Origin of the sequence: Aliamphritea ceti (assembly GCF_024347215.1) — a bacterium.
Lineage (GTDB): Bacteria > Pseudomonadota > Gammaproteobacteria > Pseudomonadales > Balneatricaceae > Amphritea > Amphritea ceti.
Window position 1 is genome coordinate 2,941,406 of sequence record NZ_AP025282.1, and the last position, 19,191, is coordinate 2,960,596.

Below are 19,191 nucleotides of genomic sequence, written 5' to 3' on the forward strand. Positions count from 1 at the left end.
CGAATACTACTTTTGTCTGGTGAATCGAACAATCCACACACATCACAGATTGGGTACTAGAAAGGCATTAGCTGTATAGTTTGTAGCCTTAAGGCAACAATAAACTGCATTGAGTATTTGCACTCAAAAAATAGTCATCAATTATAAAAAGTCATGAAAACGACTAATGAAGGCCACTGAGAATTCAGTGACCCGCGCTTCTGCTAAAGAGCTGCTTCTCTATACATCTGCAAAAAATTTCGTACCTCACTAACCTCTTTTAAAGTACGCATTTCCTGCAGCAACTGCTCAGCTTGCGGGTAACGGCGTTGCATCATTTTAAGCCACTGCTTTAACCGACCATGCACATATTTAGGCGCCATCTGCACCACAACCCTTTCAAGATAATCCTGCAATACCGCCAACATAGACGGCCAACTCATTAGTTCGAACTGCTGACCCGAGTTATAGCCATTAATCATCAAACCTAAATCAGGCGCAGCAATTAACCCCCTACCAATCATGACGTCTTCGCAACCACTGACTTCACGACACTTAAGATAGTCCTGGTAATCCCAGACCTCACCGTTAGCAGTAACAGGTATTTCGATAGCTTCCCGAATACGTGCAATCCACTCCCAGTGAGCAGGCGGCTTATAACCTTCTACTTTCGTTCTGGCATGCACCGCCAAACCATTAGCGCCAGCATCAGCAATCGCGTGGGCATTCTCCAGCGCCAGAGACTTATCAGCAAATCCGAGGCGCATTTTTGCGGTGACCGGAACATCCTCAGGTACTTCTTCGCGGACTTTTTTTACTATGCTATGAATTTCATCAGGAAATTGCAGCAACACTGCACCGCCGCGGTTCTTATTAACCGTCTTAGCCGGGCAGCCAAAATTAAGATCAATACCCGGCGCACCAAGCTTTGCAGCCCGACAGGCATTCATTGCCATCATTTCGGGATTATTACCAAGCAACTGCACTATCACCGGCACGCCACTAGCGGTCTTACCCTCATTAAGTAACTCCGGCGACAAACGATGAAATACTTTTCGCGGTAATAGCCGGTCAGAAATACGCACAAATTCTGTGACGCACTGATCAACGCCACCAATGTCTGTCAGCATATGCCGCATTGTTGCATCAACAACACCTTCCATCGGTGCTAAAACTATTTTCATAAATAGATACTTCAAATTCGTAATTACAGCATCAAAATGTTTTTCAATGCTCACTACTGAAAACAAAAAGGAGCGCCCAGCTTCCCGGACACTCCCTTTTAAAAATCAAACAAGCCCTTTGCTAAATAGTAAGAGCCGTAAACACACCTGATTAACTGATCGCTAGCAAATCCGTTGAATCACTATCATCTTTCTGATCTTCACCGGCTTTAGCTGCATCATTACGCTTCGCCTCAATCCGGTCCAGATATGCCTGATCGATATCACCAGTGATATATTCACCGTTGAATACCGAGCTATCAAAGTTATTAATTTCTTCGTTGCCGGTGCGTACGCACTCTTTCAGATCATCCAGGTCCTGGTACAACATCCAGTCACAACCAATCAGCTGACCCACTTCGTCATCAGTACGGTCATGTGCAATCAGCTCATCTACGGACGGCATATCAATACCATACACATTAGGGTAACGAACCGCAGGTGCTGCAGAAGCGAAATACACCTTCTTTGCTCCCATATCACGTGCCATTTCAACAATCTGACGGGAAGTCGTGCCACGTACAATAGAATCATCAACCAACATGACGACTTTATCTTTAAATTCCAACTCAATCGGATTCAGCTTACGACGCACTGACTTCTCACGCATTTCCTGACCCGGCATGATAAAGGTACGGCCGATATAGCGGTTTTTGATAAAACCTTCACGGAAGTTAACGTTCAGATGATGCGCCATTTCCAGAGCGGATGTACGACTGGTATCCGGAATAGGAATAACAACGTCAATATCATGCTCAGGCCGCTCACGCATAACCTTTTCTGCGAGCTTCTCACCCATACGCATACGTGATTTATAAACGTTCACCTCATCCATAATGGAATCAGGACGCGCCAGATACACGTATTCGAACAGACAAGGTGCAAAATCAGCTTTAGGTGCACACTGCAGCGTGCTCACGTCGCCTTCCTGAGAAATAAAGATAGCTTCACCCGGCGCAATATCGCGCACCAGCGTATAACCGGAAATATCCAGCGCAACCGACTCAGAAGCAACCATGAACTCAGTACCGTTAGATGTTTCACGCTTACCGTAAACCAAAGGACGAATACCGTTAGGATCACGAAAAGCCACAATGCCATAACCAGTAATAACAGCAACGACTGCGTATCCGCCAGTACAACGTTCATGCACAGCTTTAACGGCTGTGAAAATATCTTCAGCTGTCGGCACTAACTTGCCAATTTGCTGCAATTCATGCGCGAAGATATTTAACAGAATCTCTGAGTCAGATGTTGTGTTGATGTGACGCAGATTTTCATTACGCATCTGCTCAGCTAACTGCTCAGCATTGGTCAGATTACCATTGTGCGCAAGAGCAATACCGTAAGGAGAGTTAACATAAAAAGGCTGAGCTTCAGCAGCACTTGAGCTACCAGCTGTCGGGTAACGGACATGACCGATACCCAGATTACCTACCAGGCGCTTCATGTGCCGGGTACGGAAAACCTCATTGACTAAACCATTATCCTTACGCAGAAAAAAACGATCACCTTCACAGGTCACCATGCCTGCAGCATCCTGACCACGGTGCTGAAGCACTGTCAGGGCATCAAAGATCGTCTGGTTTACATAGGACTTGGCAACCACGCCAACTATACCGCACATTTAAGACACCTCAGCTAAGCAATTACAGCAAAGTTAATTATTATTGATCCCGTCGACACCTATATTCCAGATCAACGAGCCAATATCGGTGGCTGTGTCACGGGTCCAGGTTTCAAGCAACAGGAAGTGGGGAATTAACTGGGACTCATTCCACCACTGATCACTGACGACTGGTGAACGCACCAGTAATGCCGCCAGTACTACAACGATTAATCCACCACGCACCACTCCAAAGCCTACGCCCAGAACGCGGTCCGTGCCACTTAAACCGGTCGCTTGTACTAGCAAACCGATCAAATTATTAAGAATAGCGCCAACCATTAAGGTTGCGACAAACACGAGAATAAAAGCCCCACCGATACGTACTGAAGGCGTACTGATAAAATCATCAAGTAAGGTGCTCATAGAAGGAGCAAAAAGACGCGCGATAACAAAAGCTGCAACCCAGGTGACCAGCGACAGTGCTTCCTTTACGAAACCACCACGCAAGCTATAAAGACCCGACAAAACAACGATACCGATGATTGCCCAATCGGCCCAGTTCAGTGTCATAACAATCAGTTACCCAAGCCCTGATTCAGGGACTGTCATTAGGCTAAAATAGCCTGTTATCTGCAATGCCGCGGATTCTACCAGAGCCTACGGCATTACCCAATGCCTAACGCGTGGTAAAACGCACGATTATGCCATCAAGGCCAAACTGCTTTTTAATCCCGCCCTGCAATGACTCAAGCTTAGTTTTTTGCACGTCCGGACCCACAAAGACTTTTATCAGACTGCCATTCTTGCGGGTATAAACTTTGTAGCCTGCTTTAATCAACTGACGACGCAGCGCCTTAGCGTTATCTTCATCTTTAAAGCTGGCTAATTGCAAAGTCCAGGCAACAGTTACACCTTCAGCATCAAGCGTTGGCGTATCGATACTCAGATCAATTTCAGGCGCTACTTTATCCACCGCCTTTGCCAGTGCTGCCGGCTTTGCTTTGATTGTCACTGCTGGCTGAGGCTCAGCCGGCGTATCGGTATCCGGCAAACGCTGATTAACAGGTTCATTAATCACCACTTCAGCAAGCGCAGGCTCAGCAGGAATACGGGATTCCAGATGACGCTCCTTGTAACCGGCACCGTCAAATAAGACAGGCAGCAAAACCACTGCTGCCAAAATCACGATAACTGCACCTACCAAGCGTTGTTTGAACACGTCTGTCACACTAGCCTTCCAGTTCAAGTGCCGCCAGCGCACCACTGACGGTAAAGAATGATCCAGCGATCACAACCCGATCACCGGCGCTCAACTTAGTCGCAAGGCTTTCCAGCGCCTGCGCCACAGTATCATAAGTAGTTTGCATGTCATTGGCGACACCTTGCTGCTGCAGCATGCCTGCTAAAGCTGCGCTGGTTTGCCCACGCGGCACATCCAGAGTAACCAATAACCACTCATCAGCAAGGGTTTTAAGATAACCCAGCACTTCAGAAATATCTTTATCAGCCAGCATCCCCAACACCATCCAGGTTTTACCTGAACACACTTCAGCATTCAGACGCTTAGCAACGTATTCTGCCGCCTGGGGGTTATGCGCCACATCAAGAGTATACTGACAGCCATTTAGCTCAACCCGCTGCAATCTCCCAGTCAGTTGCGCCGCTGATAAACTGTTAGCCAGCGCCTGCTGATCTGGTGCAATGCCCAGCAAACTTAATACTTGGATCACAACAGCAGCATTTGGTTTCGGTAAATTTATATCCGGTAAACCAATGTAACTCACCTGATCGCCTTTTGCGGTTTTACCCTGCCAATCCCACTGACCATCAGCATGCTCAGTTAGTTCAAAATCCACACCCCGGGCACATAACTGAGCATCAATTTCAGAAGCGTAATCAAGCAGCATTTTCGGCGCATCAGGATCGCCACAAACAGCTGGTCGCTGAGCACGATAAATACCAGCTTTTTCATATCCAATTTTTTCACGATCATCGCCCAACCAGTCGATATGATCGACTGCCACAGTCGTCACGACCGAAATGTCTGCATCGACAATGTTAATCGCATCAAGACGACCACCCAGCCCTACTTCAAGCAGCATGACATCCGGTTGAGCATCAGCGAACACAATCAGAGCAGCCAGCGCATTGTATTCAAAGTATGTCAGCGAGGTCTCACCGCAAGCAGCATAAATTCGCTCAAATGCCGAAACTAACGCATCATCCTGCGCCTGATGGCCATTAAGCTTAATCCGCTCGTTATAACGCAAAAAATGCGGTGACGTAAAACAGCCAACAGTTTTACCTGCATCACGCAGCACCTGATCAAGCATCGCGACTGTAGAACCTTTACCGTTTGTACCACCGATAATAATCACTTTCGAAGCGGTAAGATCCAGATTAAGTCGCTGATACACTTCATTCAAACGCTCGAGCCCAAGCTCAATTTCACTTGGGTGAGACTGTTCAATCCAGCTCAACCATTGTGCCAGATCTTTTTTATTCGCTGTTTGCTCAGACATATTCACTGCCATACATCGCGACCGGATACAGGTCGGAAATTCTAAAAAACAATCAAAAACAAGAAAGCCGATTTGCTATGCAAAATCGGCTTTCAGAATATTACTCTATACAGCTTATGCTGCCGGCTTACCCTGCATCATCCGTAAAATGGATGACAAACGGTCGCGCATTTCGCCCCGATTAATGATCATATCAACCTGGCCATGCTCCAGCAGAAACTCGCTGCGCTGGAAACCTTCCGGCAGTTTCTCACGCACGGTCTGTTCAATAACCCGTGGGCCGGCAAAACCAACCAGAGCGCGAGGCTCACCAATATTCAGGTCACCCAGCATTGCCAGACTGGCAGAAACACCACCGTAAACAGGGTCTGTTAATACTGATATATATGGAATGCCTGCGCCTTTGAGTTTTTCCAATGCAGCACTGGTTTTCGCCATCTGCATCAGTGAAATAAGAGCTTCCTGCATCCGCGCCCCACCACTGGCCGCGAAACAAACCAAAGGGATACCTTCCTCAAGAGCCACGTTAGCAGCACGTACAAAACGCTCACCAACAACCGCACCCATTGAACCACCCATAAAGCGAAATTCAAAAGCAACCGCGACAACAGGTAAACCGTTCACTTCACCGCGCATAGCAATTAGCGCATCTTTTTCACCGGTATCTTTCTGCGCAGCCACTAAACGGTCTTTATATTTCTTGGAATCTTTAAACTTCAGACGATCAACCGGAGTCACTTCAGCTCCGATTTCCTGACGACCATCTTCATCCAGAAACATTTCCAAACGAGGGCGCGCACCAACACGCATATGATGATCACACTTCGGACAAACACTCAGGTTTTTCTCTAACTCTGGGCGGTACAGTACCGATTCGCACTTAACGCACTTCTTCCACAAACCTTCAGGAATGTTAGTACGCTTTTTCTCTGAAGTACGCGCCAGAGACGGAACAATTTTTTCCAGCCAGTTACTCATTATAACTCCACTAACCGCATTTCTTCAGCGGGCTTATTTATCCATAGCCTGACGCATGCTACCGGTAATCGCAGCCACTGCTTCAGGAATCTTATCTTGCTGATCAGCCAGTTCGGCGATCTTATTAACCAGTACGCTGCCGACGATTACACCGTCTGCAACCTCAGAAACTGCCCGGGCAGAGGCATCGTCACGGATACCAAAACCTACACCAACCGGCATATCTGTATGCTTACGGATGACATCCAGCTTACTTGCCACATCAGCAACGTCGAGACTGGCAGAGCCGGTCACACCTTTCACTGATACGTAGTAAACGTAGCCACTGCCAGCAGCACAAATTTTCTCTACACGTGATTCAACAGTTGTTGGCGCTAACAGATAAATAACATCAATATCTTTTGCCTTCATCAGTGCACCGAACTCAACTGCTTCTTCAGGCGGCAGGTCAACAGTCAGCACACCATCAACACCGGCTGCAGACGCTTCTTCTGCAAACACTTCATAGCCCATCACCTCGATTGGATTAAGGTAACCCATCAAGACAACTGGCGTAGTCTGGTCAGTCTTACGAAACTCAACTACAACTGCTAATACATCACGCAAACTGGTGTTATGGCTCAGCGCACGCTCACACGCCAGCTGAATAACCGGGCCATCTGCCATAGGGTCAGAAAACGGTACGCCTAATTCGATGATATCTGCGCCGGACTCTACCATTGCATGCATTAACGGCAGCGTAACACCCGGTGCCGGATCGCCAGCAGTTACGTAAGGAATTAACGCCTTACGACCTTCAACCTTCAATTTTTCAAAGCAGGAACTTATACGACTCATAGTATTCAGTACTCTTTCGCTGTCTGCGTAAACCGCTGTTAAACCTTAATACCATCAATCGCAGCAACGGTATGCATGTCTTTATCACCACGACCAGATAAATTAACCAGCAAAATCTGATCTTTACCCATGGTTGGTGCCATTTTCATTGCCTCGGCAATCGCATGGCTGGACTCCAGCGCAGGCATTATACCTTCAACCAGCGTCAGACGACGGAACGCATCAAGTGCTTCATCATCATTAATCGCGGTATATTCTGCCCGGCCAATATCTTTAAGGTAAGAATGCTCAGGACCAACACCCGGATAATCCAGACCCGCAGATACTGAGTGCGTGCCCAAAATCTGGCCAGCATCATCTTCCATCAGGTAAGTACGGTTGCCGTGTAAAACACCCGGACGACCAGCGGTCAGAGGCGCAGCGTGCTCACCTGTTTCCAAACCATTGCCGCCAGCTTCAACACCAATCATACGAACATCAGCATCTTCAATAAACGGATGGAATAAACCAATTGCATTAGAACCACCACCAACACAAGCGATCAGCGCATCCGGCAGTTTACCCGCCTGAGCCAGACACTGTGAACGGGCTTCACGGCCAATAATTGACTGAAAATCACGTACAAGCTTTGGATAAGGATGCGGGCCAGCGGCAGTACCAATGATATAAAAAGTATTATCAACATTAGTAACCCAGTCACGCATTGCTTCGTTCATGGCGTCTTTTAGAGTCTTTGTGCCGGAGCTTACAGAAATAACTTCAGCACCCAGCAGCTTCATACGGTAAACATTCATTACCTGACGGCGAATATCTTCTTCGCCCATATATACCTGACACTTAAGCCCTAAACGCGCAGCAACGGTTGCACTGGCAACACCATGCATACCGGCACCCGTCTCAGCAATGATACGAGGCTTACCAGTATGTTTAGCCAGTAACGCCTGGCCGATAGTGTTATTTACCTTATGCGCACCGGTGTGGTTAAGGTCTTCACGCTTCAGATAAATCTGCGCACCACCTAACTCACGGGACAAACGCTCAGCATGATACAAAGGCGAAGGACGCCCTACGTAATGAGCAAGATCGCGGTCAAATTCTTCCTGAAACTTTGGATCAGCCCACAGCGTTTCATAAGTATGTTCAAGATGCTGCAAAGCAGCCATCAGGGTTTCAGATACATAACGACCACCGAAATCACCGAAATGACCTCCCTGATCAGGCATCTGTTTTGCGATTGCAAGTTCAGCTGTAGTTGGCACGTGCCACCTCACTCATAAAGGTATTAATTTTTTCAGGAGACTTACGTCCCTTGATTCGCTCTACTCCACCACTAACATCAACCGCAAATGGGCTAACCTCAGTAATAGCGCGATAAATATTTGATTCATCCAAACCGCCAGCCAAAATTAATGGCTTAGACAGGTCGGACGGAATTCTCTGCCAGTCGAAACTTTCGCCGGTACCACCAGGTACACCTTTGCGATAAGCATCCAGCAAAATTGCCCGGGCCGAAGAATATTCAGCAGCAGTTGCACTGACATCAAGATCAGCTGACATACGCAGGGCTTTGAAATAGGGACGACTAAACTGCTCGCAGTAATCAGCGGTTTCTTTGCCATGGAACTGCAGCAGATCGATTTGGGTAAGAGTAATAACCGACTGTATTTCTGCAACAGGTGCATCAACAAATAAAGCGACGGTTGTCACAAATGGAGGCAGCTCCCGAATTATTTCCGCAGCCACGTCAGGACTGACATAACGGGGGCTGGGTGCATAAAAAACAAAACCCAGCGCATCAGCACCTGCATCTATTGCCAGCAACGCATCTTCCAGACAGGTGATACCACAGATTTTCACCCGGGCAACAACACCAGACGTCACTTTATTCTGCTCTGAATTGCCAGTAGCCGCTTCAACCGCCAACTGCAGTTCTCCTGCTTGCCTGTTATACAGCCTGCCAGACAGGCTTAAATAGGGATTTTCTCATTATTTGTACAGGCACTGATCAATGCCTGATGAAAAAATCTTATATACATTTTCGAAGCCGAACATACTACCAGATAGATCTGCCAAGCACAGCCCCAAGAGACTCCTAAGACATGAAAACCGACTCTTGTTCTGATGCCTTAACAGCCTGAAAACCCTGCATCAGCAGGATAAAAAATACGGCCCCAGCTCTGAAGCTGGCAATTCATACTCTTCCGGATACTTCACATCCACAAAATACAAACCAAACGGCGGCGCAGTCACCCCACCCTTTCGGCGATCTTTTGCCTCAAGCACTTCTTTAGCCCAAACAGGCTCCGCCTCGCCTGCACCAATTGTCATCAGCACCCCGGCAAAGTTACGAATCATATGGTGTAAAAATGCGTTCGCCCTGACATCCAGAACAATCAAATCACCTTCACGGTAAACATTAAATTCACGCACATCCCGCACAGGACTCTTTGCCTGGCAGCCTACCGCCCGGTAAGACGTAAAGTCGTGCTTACCAATAAGATACTGAACCGCCTCACGCATTGCCTCAACATCCAGTGATTTATGCGTCCAGGTAACACCTTTATTGAGTATCGCCGGCTTAACTTTAGCGCTATAAATCAAATACCGGTAGCGTCGCTCAAGCGCTGAAAACCTGGCATGAAAACTATCGTCTACCAGCTTCGCCCATTTAATGGCTATATCATCAGGCAACTGGGTATTAGTCCCCATAACCCAGCCACGAAGATCACGCTCTGCATAGGTTTCAAAATGAATAATCTGATAGGTACCACTAACACCGGCGTCAGTACGCCCGGCACAGATAACACTCACCGGCGCATTAGCAATTTTACTGAGTGCGGCTTCAACTTCAGCCTGAATAGTCGGAACATTATGTTCTGTCTGAATTTGCCAGCCTCGATAATTGCCGCCGGCATATTCAACACATAACGCAAAACGATAAGGGGCGACCGTAGTCGCCCCTTCTGAATGGGTATTATCCCTTTGTGACATAACTTGTTACTTAATATCAATAATGTTTAAAACACTGCACTCAAAAGCCAGCTATTATTCGGTACTTAAACAATAGCTATCAGACCAGAGACTCCAGCAAAGAACTAGCTTCCTGCTTCTGATTTTCACTGCCTTCCTGCATGATTTCAGTCAGAATATCCTTCGCACCATCAACGTCTTCCATATCGATATAAGCACGCGCTAAATCCAGTTTTGTTTCAACTTCGTCGGCTCCATCCAGCAAGTTAATACCATCAAGGCCGTCATCAGCAGCGCCGGCACCAGTATCATCTCCACTTAACAAAGCTTCCAGTTCTGAATCAAGATCAGCATCAAGATCCTGCGAGAATGTTGCTTCAAGCTCATCAGCGGATGAACCGCCCGTAAAAGCCTTTTCATCAAGCACGACATCATCATTTTCAGCGACAGCCTCTTCAAGCAAGCTCTCAACTTCAGGATGCGCCGCCACATACTCAGGCACAGCATCAGCAGCTGGAGTGTCTGATGACTCACCCAGCAACTCATCCAGAGAAACCATGTCGTCATCTTCAGCATCAGGTAACTCATCGGTGGACTGCAGATCCGCCATCAGATCATCGATATCTACCGCATCATCTTCAACTGCAACTTCAGCAGCAGGAACATTAGCAACTGGTACTTCAGGCTGATTTTCATTTAACAGTGAATCAAGATCTACCAGGTCGTCATCGTCATCATCTTCTGATGCAGACAAGTCAAATTCCAGCTCGTCGGCACTCTCTCCCTCAACAGCCGCTACAGTTTCCGGCTCGTCTTCGGGTAACGCCTGCGGCGTGAAATCAAGACTATCGCCGTCTTCAGCTTCTGCCAGCACATCATCCAAATCAGCAGTCAGATCATCATCAAGCTCTTCCTCAACGACTGGCGCTGCAGAAAATTCGAGATCATTATCATCAATCTCGGCTAACACATCATCAATAGATGCATCATCATCTTCTTCAAGAATTGCGTCCAACGCATCGTCAATTTCAAGATCAGCCATTTCTTCCGGCTCTGCTTCAGCGGCAGGCGCTTCGGCGGCAGCAAACGGCTCATCAATATCCATATCCAGATCAAGGTCGAAATCATCCTCAAGAGGATCAGCTGCTACAGTTGCTGGCTCAACCGCTTCTTCAACATCTGCAATATCAAGCTCAGCCAGATCGACATCAAGCTCTTCGCCATCATCTAACCCCAGATCAAACTCCTGATCATCGATCGTCTCGTCCAGCGGATCAGCATCAACTTCTTCCAGCGGGTTTTCAGCAAAGCTATCATCCAGATCCATTTCAAGATCCAGTTCTGTCAGGTCCTCAAGGTCATCCAGATCAACCTCATCCGCTACTGCAATCTCTTCAGCTTCTGACGCCATTTCTTCAGCATCAACATCTGCGCTGGCAACCTCATCATCCGCAGCCAGGGCAGCTTCACCAATATCAGCCTCAGCATCAACTACCGCCTGCTCCAGCTCAGCCCCTTCTTCTTCGTCCTTATCTTTACGACGCTTCAGGAAGAACACCAACAGACCAATTAACGCCAATAACGCAGCACCACCGGCAGCAATATAAAGACCGAAGTCTTTCAGCACACCCATGATAGTTGGCAAGATGCCACTTTCAGCTTCTTGCTGCGCAGCCAGCTCAGCATCTAACTGCTGTTTTTTAGCTGCATCTAATTCAGCCTGCAATGCAGCTAACTGCTGATCTTTAAGCTCAAGTAAACGTTGCAGACTTTCCATCTGCTGAGCAAGCGCATCCACTCGCCCTGATAATTCTTCATTTTCGCGCTGAATCTGATCAACAGTTTCAAGCGCTGCAGATAGATCTGATTCCAGCTGAGTATTTTTAGATGCCAGCTCTGACTCTGCCGCTTTCAACATCTCGCCAGACTGCTCATCAGCCATTGCGTTTTCTGCACTTTCAGCAGCAGAGGCTACAATTTTAAGCTGACCCGATTCAGCAACAGGCTCAGCCGGAGTCGCTTTTTTTACGCTGACATCACCTTTTTTTGAGCTATCCAACTGCTGCTTTTTTGAGGCTTTACCCGTGTTCTGCTTCCAAACCGCTGTCTGACGCCAGAACTCTTCTTTAGCTTGTTTTGGAGTCAGCTTCTGCGCCTCTTCAAGCGTTGGCATTTTCAGCACAACACCTGCTTTCAGCTGATTTACATTGCCGTTGGTAAACGCATCCGGATTTTTACGCTGAATCGCCAGCATCATCTGCGCTTCAGAAATATTTTTTGATGGCCGGTTCTGCTCTGCGATATGCCACAAAGTATCATTTACATCGACATATACTTCAGACTTACCATCAGCACGGCTTTGAATATTAGAAACAGGCTTTGATGGCACTACCGGTGCTGGCTGAGGGGCCGCAGCCATTGCTTCAGACCTGATTTTAGGTAACTGAGCAGCAACAGTTGCAGGTGTAGGATCATATACAGGCGGATCTAGCAGTACGGTATATTCACGTACCAAACGCCCACTTGGCCAATTAACTTCAACCAGGAAGTTCAAAAACGGCTCTTTGACAGGCACGGCGGAAGAAAGATAAATAACACCGTTGCCGTCAGGACGGATTTGTACATTAAACTGAACATCTGTCAGAAAACGCAGTTTCTCAATTCCCGCCAACGCGAACTCATCTATACCAGCCATTCTTGGCTGTACTTGCTGGGGGTTTAACTGCCGAGCCTGAATAAGTTGTATTTCAGCTCTTAGCGGCTCGTTTAACGCCGACTTAATTTGGATTTCACCCAGACCCAGTGCTTGGGCTGTAGTGCTACTCATTGCTCCGGCGATTGCCAGGCTAAGAGCCAATTTACGCAGCATATTTTGCTTCCTTATGTTCCGCCCTAAATACCTGAGCGAAAACCTTATATATTCAGAAAGTTACAAAGCAGACCATCTAGGCAGAGTATTCATTAAAACCAGTGTTTAATCAACAACTCAGAATCAACTGACACCATTATGGTCAGTAAAAATACTACATTTGTACTATCAAACTATCTGCGACACAAAAAAAGCCGCAAAGATGCGGCTTATAATCAATTTCAAATCAACTTTACTGCAGACGTAATGCCTCCAGCAGTGGCCGGTAATGTGCAACTTTATGGATGGTGCGGTCAGCGACTTTTCCGTCGTCATCATAATAACGCAGACGTACAGCATCCTTATGATGCGGATTAGCCTCAAACTCTGACACCTCAGTCGCAGACATTTTACCACCCTGCAGATTCAGCGAGTTTATCGATGCCGGAGATAAACGGTCATAATAGGTTTCATCGACAGTACACAGATAACGCTTAGCTGCCACGTGTAAACGCACTGGTTCACTTACCTCTGGTGGATAAAACATCTGGAGAATTGCGCCACCGGCATCTTCGTGAAGATTGTCAGTCCCGTTTTCTAAGGCATCCAGCGGAAAGTCACCAATAAAATGCCCGATATCATGCAGCAACGCCGCAATAACAAGAGAGTCAGGCGCATCATCTTCAACGGCACAGGCAGCAGACTGCTCCATATGATCCGCCATTGAAACAGGCTCCCCCAAATACGACTCAGGACCGCGCACTGCAAACACTTCCAGTAAATACTCAACTATATTATCCCGGGTTACTTCATTCTTACTGATCATCTTCCTCACCATATATAAATCTGCTCATATCATGAGCGATAATTTTTTTCAGAGCAAAACCTACTGGCTGCCCAAATCAAACTGCTTTGTCTTGCGATAATCACGCGGCGACAGTCCGGTGTACTTTTTAAAGATCCGCGAGAAATATAACGCGTCTTCATAACCACACTGCCTCGCCACCGCTTCAATATTCTGGCCACCAAACAATAGCAACCGGGTAGCAGACTCGACCCGTTTCTGAATCACATAACGTTTAGGCGAAACCCCCAACGCAGAACTGAACCAACGACTAAAATGGCCATCACTGAATCCCAATTGTTCTGACAAATCAGTCATATCTAAATCTGACAAATGCTGATCAATATAACTAAGCACTTTTTGCATTCTGACCTCATCCTGACCGGACTCCCCTCTGGTAGTAGAAGCTTCAAGCACTGGCGCCAGCAACCGCAATACAGCCCCCATCGCTAATAACGTACAACCAGCCTGAGAATCCGCATCAATGATATCGCTGAATAACTGTGCATCACTCACTGGAACCGGGTTATCTGGTACCCGGTACAAATCAAACACATCAACACCTGGTGACATTTGCAACGTAAATGCACAGGCACCTATCTCCATAGGTTCCGTACAGTGGTAATGACATTCACGGTTCAAAGGCACGACCACCATACTGCCCGGCAACAGCTTTAAACGCCGACTGCCCAACTCCACATAACCACGACCGCTTCGGGTATAAATCAGCCAGTTATAAGGACGCTGATAACTTGGATATGCCCAGTCTAGCTCTGCCTGCTGCCAGTATGAACGCACCAGAGACAAGCTTAAATTTGCATCAGTCAGCTGCATAGCCAAAACCACTAATTGTCATTAAATCTTCACACCCAAATCATAAAAGTCCATATTTGTATCTATAAAATCCATATCAATAGTCATAAAATCAACATACCATATCAATCAAAATTCAGCGCCGTCAAGCTACGCACTGAATGCAAATAGCGAACAGTCTGATAAACCTTTCGAGAGATTCAGTTATGCAAGACATGCTTACTTATAATAACCAGCGTTTTCACAGTCTGTGGCTGCGGGACAACTGCCCTTGTCCTGAGTGCCGTCATGCCAACGGCCAGCGACTGCATGAAACATGGCAGCTGCCAGCAGATATTCAAATTGCAGAAAGCCGTGAAACTGAAACTGGCCTTTGGGTACGCTTTGCAGAACCGCACGCTCACGAATCTGAATTCACAAAGGCCTATCTCACCAAACACGCCTATGACCAGCTTGCTATCTCGCCAGAGACTGCCACTTTATGGGGCAGCGAACTCGACTTAGAAAGCATCAGCTTTAGCTATGACGAAGTTATCAGCGATGACCGCACTAAACTGGCGTGGCTGGATGCACTCATTAGTCACGGCATTACTAAATTAAGCGGAGTACCGGCTCAGGCAGGTATGATTCTTAAAACTGTCGATCTGTTTGGCTTTGTCCGGCAAACCAACTACGGCACATTGTTTGAAGTTAAAACCGAAGAAAAGCCTCAGAATCTGGCGTATACACCAATGCCACTGAGCCTGCACACTGACAACCCATATCGAGATCCGGTGCCAACCCTACAGCTACTGCACTGCTTAGTTCAGGCTGAAGAAGGCGGTGTTACCGCCTTAACCGATGGCTTCGAAGCGGCGCGCATTTTACGTGAAGAACACCCAGAAAAATTTGCCTTGCTAACCAATCAACTGGTTCGCTTCCGCTTCGCCAGTGAGGATGCAGTACTCGAACACAAAGACACTATGATCACGACCAACAGCAAAGGCGAAATAGTCAAAGTACGGATTAACAATCGATCATCGGCGCCATTCCAGATTGATTTTGAGATCATGACAGCCTTTTACGATGCATATCAGACATTCATGCGCATCGTTCAGGGTGATCGCTGCAAACGCACACACAAACTGCAGTCTGGCGATCTGATTCTGTTTAACAACGAGCGGGTCTTGCACGGGCGTGAAGTACAGGCAATTGGTGCCCGTCATCTTCAGGGCTGTTATGCGGATATCGATAGCCTGCGCAGTACAGCTGAAGTACTACGCAGTCAACTCAACCTCTAAGTAAAAACACATCCCGGTAATCACGCGACCTGACTGCTAAAGCCTGATTACCGGAAGACCACTATTTTTCCTAAAAAAACCTTATAACTCTCGAGCTTATAAAGCAGATATGTAAGAATGCGCGCCGCTGAACAGTTAACCTATCTGTTAACTCAACAGCCAACCCTGCCGTCACTGATTCTGTTCTATAACGAGCTCGTAATGAAACTTAAAAACACTCTGATAGCCTGCCTGGCAGCTCTGTCCAGCAGCCTTATTCATGCCGCACCTACTTTTGTATTTACTGCTATTCCTGACCAGGATGAAACCCGTCTGAAAGAACGCTTTGCGAAGGTCTCCAGTTACCTGGAGGAACAGCTTGATACCGAGGTCCGCTTCGTACCGGTTAAGTCTTACGCAGCTGCAATCACTTCATTCCGTAACAACCAGGTACAGCTGGCATGGTTTGGCGGCCTGTCAGGTGTAAAAGCTCGTTTGCTGGTCCCTGGTGCTCAGGCAATCGCACAAGATGTTGAGGATCCTAACTTTAAATCTTACTTCATTGCCCATGAGAGCACCGGCCTCATCTCACAGCCGGATGCCAGTAGCAAAACACTACCTTCAGACGTGCAGGGAAAAACTTTTACTTTTGGCTCCAAAGGCTCAACATCTGGCCGACTGATGCCTGAGTTTTTCCTACGCAAGCAATTTGACCAGGCCCCGGATGATATTTTTAGCCGGGTCGGATTCAGCGGCAACCATTCCCGCACAATTGCTCTGGTTGAAACCGGCGCATATCAGCTGGGCGCGGTAAATTACAAAGTTTGGGACAGCGCAGTTGCTGCAGGCAAAGTAGACACCAGCAAAGTCAACGTTATTGGTGAGACACCAGGCTACCCTGACTACCAATGGACAGTCCGTGGCGATCTGGACAGCCAATTTGGTGAAGGCTTTACCGCTAAAGTAAAACAGGCTCTTTTGAATATGCAGGATGAAGAGTTGTTGGCAAGCTTTCCACGCAAAGGCTTCATTCCGGCAACCAACGCCGATTTTGACCCTATCCTTAAAGTTGGCAAACAAGTAGGCCTGATCGACTAATGCCTGCCATTGCCCTTGAAGATATCAGCGTTCAATATGGCCAGCAGCAGGTCCTGGGGCCTGTTTCACTGCACATTGACGCCGATCAATTCACAGTCTTCATCGGCAAAAGCGGTGGCGGCAAGTCATCGCTGCTCAACCGGGCATATGACCTGCTGTCATCACAACAGCAGGTCGCATTCATCCCCCAGGATCTGGGACTGGTTGATTCCCTGTCCGCTTACCAAAATGTATACATGGGCAGATTGCATCAACGCTCAACCCTGTACAACCTGACCAATTTACTGCGTCCCAGAAAAACTGACATTGTTGCTATATCCCACCAGCTGGACCGCCTGGATATGGCTGATAAATGCTGGCAAGCCACCGGTGAATTATCCGGCGGACAACAACAACGTGTCGCTATAGCCCGCGCACTTTACCAACAGGCAGACATACTCATTGCTGATGAGCCAATTTCGGCACTCGACGGACCCAGAGCAGGACAAGTCATGAGCCTGTTACGCGAACAGTACCCCAGCGCAATGATTGCCCTTCATGATCTGGATATGGCATTACACTTCGCAGAGCGCATTATCGGCATTGCCGATGGCCAGATAGCGCTGGACCAGCCAGCAGACAGACTGTCACGCCAAAGCTTGCTGGACTTTTACTAAAGTGTTCGATTCCTGACAATTATGGACAGCAGCCGACAACCAGGCTTAATTAGCCACTCCTCCCGCTTACGCATCAGCTTATACTTCTGTCTGGTAGCGATTCTTTGCATCTGCCTTGCTGATATATCAATCACCAGCATCAACCCCATGCTGGAAATGCAGCGCTTTTTCAGCGCCTGGCTAAAGCCAGATACCCACATCATCAGCATTGCCATTAGCGCATTAATTGTTACCATCGCATTCGCATTACTTGGCGTTGCCGTGGCTGCTTGCTGCGGCTTACTTCTAGCGACTCAGTTCCACCGCCGCTGGTTACGTACCCTTTGTGCCAGCCTGCGCTCAGTTCATGAACTGTTCTGGGCACTCATTTTTCTGCAATGCTTTGGCCTGCATCCTTTAACCGGATTATTAGCTATCGCTCTGCCTTACAGCGGTGTCTTCGCTAAAGTCTATGCAGAAATACTTGAAGAGACATCAAACACCCCTTCCCGGGTAATAGCTGCAAATCGCAGCCGCCTTACCAGCCTGCTCTATAGCCGTATCGCCCAGGCCTGGCCACATCTTGTCAGCTATACCCGTTATCGTTTTGAATGCGGCATCCGTTCCAGCGCCATACTCGGCTTTATCGGTCTGCCAACACTTGGCTATTATCTCGAAGCTTCATTTAGTCAGGGCTATTACTCTGAAGTAGCTAGCTTACTGCTATTATTCTTTGCTCTGATCGCCAGTATCAAATTCTGGTGCCACAAACGTCTGCTACCAGCCTGGCTAATCATCAGTCCATGGCTAATATTCTCGGAACACTTTAACCCCGCAGGCAATGCAAGCATTCAATGGCAAAACATCAAACGTTTTTTTACGTCTGACATTGTTCCTGCACCATTACGTAATGCCGAACAAATCTGGAGCACCGACACACTGTTTAATCTACTCCACTGGCTGGAGAAGATTTTCTCCGGCCAGATACTGCCCGGCCTATTTAACACTCTTATACTGACTCAGATTGCCCTGGTCCTGACTGGCGTTATTGCATTACTGATATTTCCGCTGGCATCCAGACTGTTCATAAACAGCTTTGGTCGCAGTAGCGGTAAATTACTGTTGATTATTGCCCGATCCACTCCTGAATACCTTCTCGCTTACATATTACTTCAGCTCTGGGGACCATCAATGCTGCCAGCGATAGTCGCACTGTCGCTGCATAACGGAGCACTAATCGCTCACCTGCTTGCCCAACGCAGCGAACAAATGCCACTCAGAAAAGATGCCTGCACGGGCTTCAACCGTTACAGCTATGAAGTGCTGCCACGTATATATAATCCATTTATGGCAATTCTGTTTTATCGCTGGGAAGTAATCATGCGGGAAACCGCAATTTTAGGGATACTCGGCATACACACGCTGGGATTTTTCGTCGACAGCGCAATTCAGGAAATTCGCTTTGATGTTGCCTTACTATTAATCATTAGCGCCGCATTACTGAATATACTTGTCGACCAACTGGCCAGAAAACTGCGCCACAAGCTACATTTGCAGCACATGAACAGATGTTGAG

Annotated in this window: 17 protein-coding genes; 4 read left to right on the top strand and 13 right to left on the bottom strand. The window is 47.5% G+C overall.

What is annotated here, in order from left to right; all coding sequences use genetic code 11:
• Positions 1-203: 203 nt before the first annotated feature.
• The 13 genes from OCU49_RS13555 to OCU49_RS13615 form a co-directional block, all read right to left on the bottom strand.
• On the bottom strand, positions 204-1,163 hold the full coding sequence (locus OCU49_RS13555; protein ID WP_261841099.1) for a tRNA dihydrouridine synthase: 960 nt from the start codon (positions 1,161-1,163) through the stop codon (positions 204-206).
• A 151-nt stretch (positions 1,164-1,314) separates the two neighbouring features.
• On the bottom strand, positions 1,315-2,829 hold the full coding sequence (gene purF / locus OCU49_RS13560; RefSeq protein WP_261841100.1) for an amidophosphoribosyltransferase: 1,515 nt from the start codon (positions 2,827-2,829) through the stop codon (positions 1,315-1,317).
• 33 nt (positions 2,830-2,862) lie between these two features.
• Positions 2,863-3,381, bottom strand: coding sequence for a CvpA family protein (locus OCU49_RS13565; RefSeq protein WP_261841101.1), 519 nt, complete (start codon positions 3,379-3,381; stop codon positions 2,863-2,865).
• 106 nt (positions 3,382-3,487) lie between these two features.
• A complete protein-coding gene (locus tag OCU49_RS13570; RefSeq protein ID WP_261841102.1) occupies positions 3,488-4,039 on the bottom strand; it encodes an SPOR domain-containing protein in 552 nt (183 codons plus the stop codon).
• A gap of 1 nt (position 4,040) precedes the next feature.
• Positions 4,041-5,333, bottom strand: coding sequence for a bifunctional tetrahydrofolate synthase/dihydrofolate synthase (gene folC / locus OCU49_RS13575; RefSeq protein ID WP_261841103.1), 1,293 nt, complete (start codon positions 5,331-5,333; stop codon positions 4,041-4,043).
• A gap of 114 nt (positions 5,334-5,447) precedes the next feature.
• Positions 5,448-6,311, bottom strand: coding sequence for an acetyl-CoA carboxylase, carboxyltransferase subunit beta (gene accD, locus OCU49_RS13580; protein ID WP_261841104.1), 864 nt, complete (start codon positions 6,309-6,311; stop codon positions 5,448-5,450).
• Between the two features lie 33 nt (positions 6,312-6,344).
• Entirely contained in the window at positions 6,345-7,148 is an 804-nt protein-coding gene (gene trpA / locus OCU49_RS13585; RefSeq protein WP_261841105.1) for a tryptophan synthase subunit alpha, read from the bottom strand.
• Between the two features lie 38 nt (positions 7,149-7,186).
• Entirely contained in the window at positions 7,187-8,371 is a 1,185-nt protein-coding gene (trpB, locus tag OCU49_RS13590) for a tryptophan synthase subunit beta (RefSeq protein ID WP_261845233.1), read from the bottom strand.
• Between the two features lie 19 nt (positions 8,372-8,390).
• On the bottom strand, positions 8,391-9,071 hold the full coding sequence (locus tag OCU49_RS13595; protein ID WP_261841106.1) for a phosphoribosylanthranilate isomerase: 681 nt from the start codon (positions 9,069-9,071) through the stop codon (positions 8,391-8,393).
• A 225-nt stretch (positions 9,072-9,296) separates the two neighbouring features.
• Positions 9,297-10,139, bottom strand: coding sequence for a tRNA pseudouridine(38-40) synthase TruA (truA, locus tag OCU49_RS13600; protein ID WP_261841107.1), 843 nt, complete (start codon positions 10,137-10,139; stop codon positions 9,297-9,299).
• 79 nt (positions 10,140-10,218) lie between these two features.
• Positions 10,219-12,987 carry a FimV/HubP family polar landmark protein gene (locus OCU49_RS13605; protein ID WP_261841108.1) on the bottom strand — a complete coding sequence of 923 codons (2,769 nt, stop codon included), beginning with the start codon at positions 12,985-12,987 and terminating at the stop codon, positions 10,219-10,221.
• 232 nt (positions 12,988-13,219) lie between these two features.
• The gene (locus tag OCU49_RS13610; RefSeq protein ID WP_261841109.1) at positions 13,220-13,792 is read right to left on the bottom strand and encodes an HD domain-containing protein; all 573 of its coding nucleotides are present in this window, start codon (positions 13,790-13,792) and stop codon (positions 13,220-13,222) included.
• A 60-nt stretch (positions 13,793-13,852) separates the two neighbouring features.
• Positions 13,853-14,644: a helix-turn-helix domain-containing protein gene (locus OCU49_RS13615; protein WP_261841110.1), complete on the bottom strand. Its 792-nt coding sequence runs from the start codon at positions 14,642-14,644 to the stop codon at positions 13,853-13,855.
• Positions 14,645-14,829: 185 nt separating this feature from the next.
• Between OCU49_RS13615 and OCU49_RS13620 the strand changes: the two genes are divergently transcribed.
• From OCU49_RS13620 to OCU49_RS13635, 4 genes are all read left to right on the top strand, one after another.
• Positions 14,830-15,903 (top strand): TauD/TfdA family dioxygenase, encoded by a 1,074-nt coding sequence (locus OCU49_RS13620; RefSeq protein ID WP_261841111.1) that lies wholly within the window; start codon positions 14,830-14,832, stop codon positions 15,901-15,903.
• 201 nt (positions 15,904-16,104) lie between these two features.
• Positions 16,105-16,980 carry a putative selenate ABC transporter substrate-binding protein gene (locus tag OCU49_RS13625; RefSeq protein ID WP_261845234.1) on the top strand — a complete coding sequence of 292 codons (876 nt, stop codon included), beginning with the start codon at positions 16,105-16,107 and terminating at the stop codon, positions 16,978-16,980.
• Positions 16,980-17,636 carry a phosphonate ABC transporter ATP-binding protein gene (locus OCU49_RS13630; RefSeq protein ID WP_261841112.1) on the top strand — a complete coding sequence of 219 codons (657 nt, stop codon included), beginning with the start codon at positions 16,980-16,982 and terminating at the stop codon, positions 17,634-17,636. Before OCU49_RS13625 ends, OCU49_RS13630 begins: the two co-directional genes overlap by 1 nt.
• A 21-nt stretch (positions 17,637-17,657) precedes the next feature.
• The gene (locus OCU49_RS13635) at positions 17,658-19,190 is read left to right on the top strand and encodes a PhnE/PtxC family ABC transporter permease (protein WP_261841113.1); all 1,533 of its coding nucleotides are present in this window, start codon (positions 17,658-17,660) and stop codon (positions 19,188-19,190) included.
• Position 19,191 lies beyond the last annotated feature (1 nt).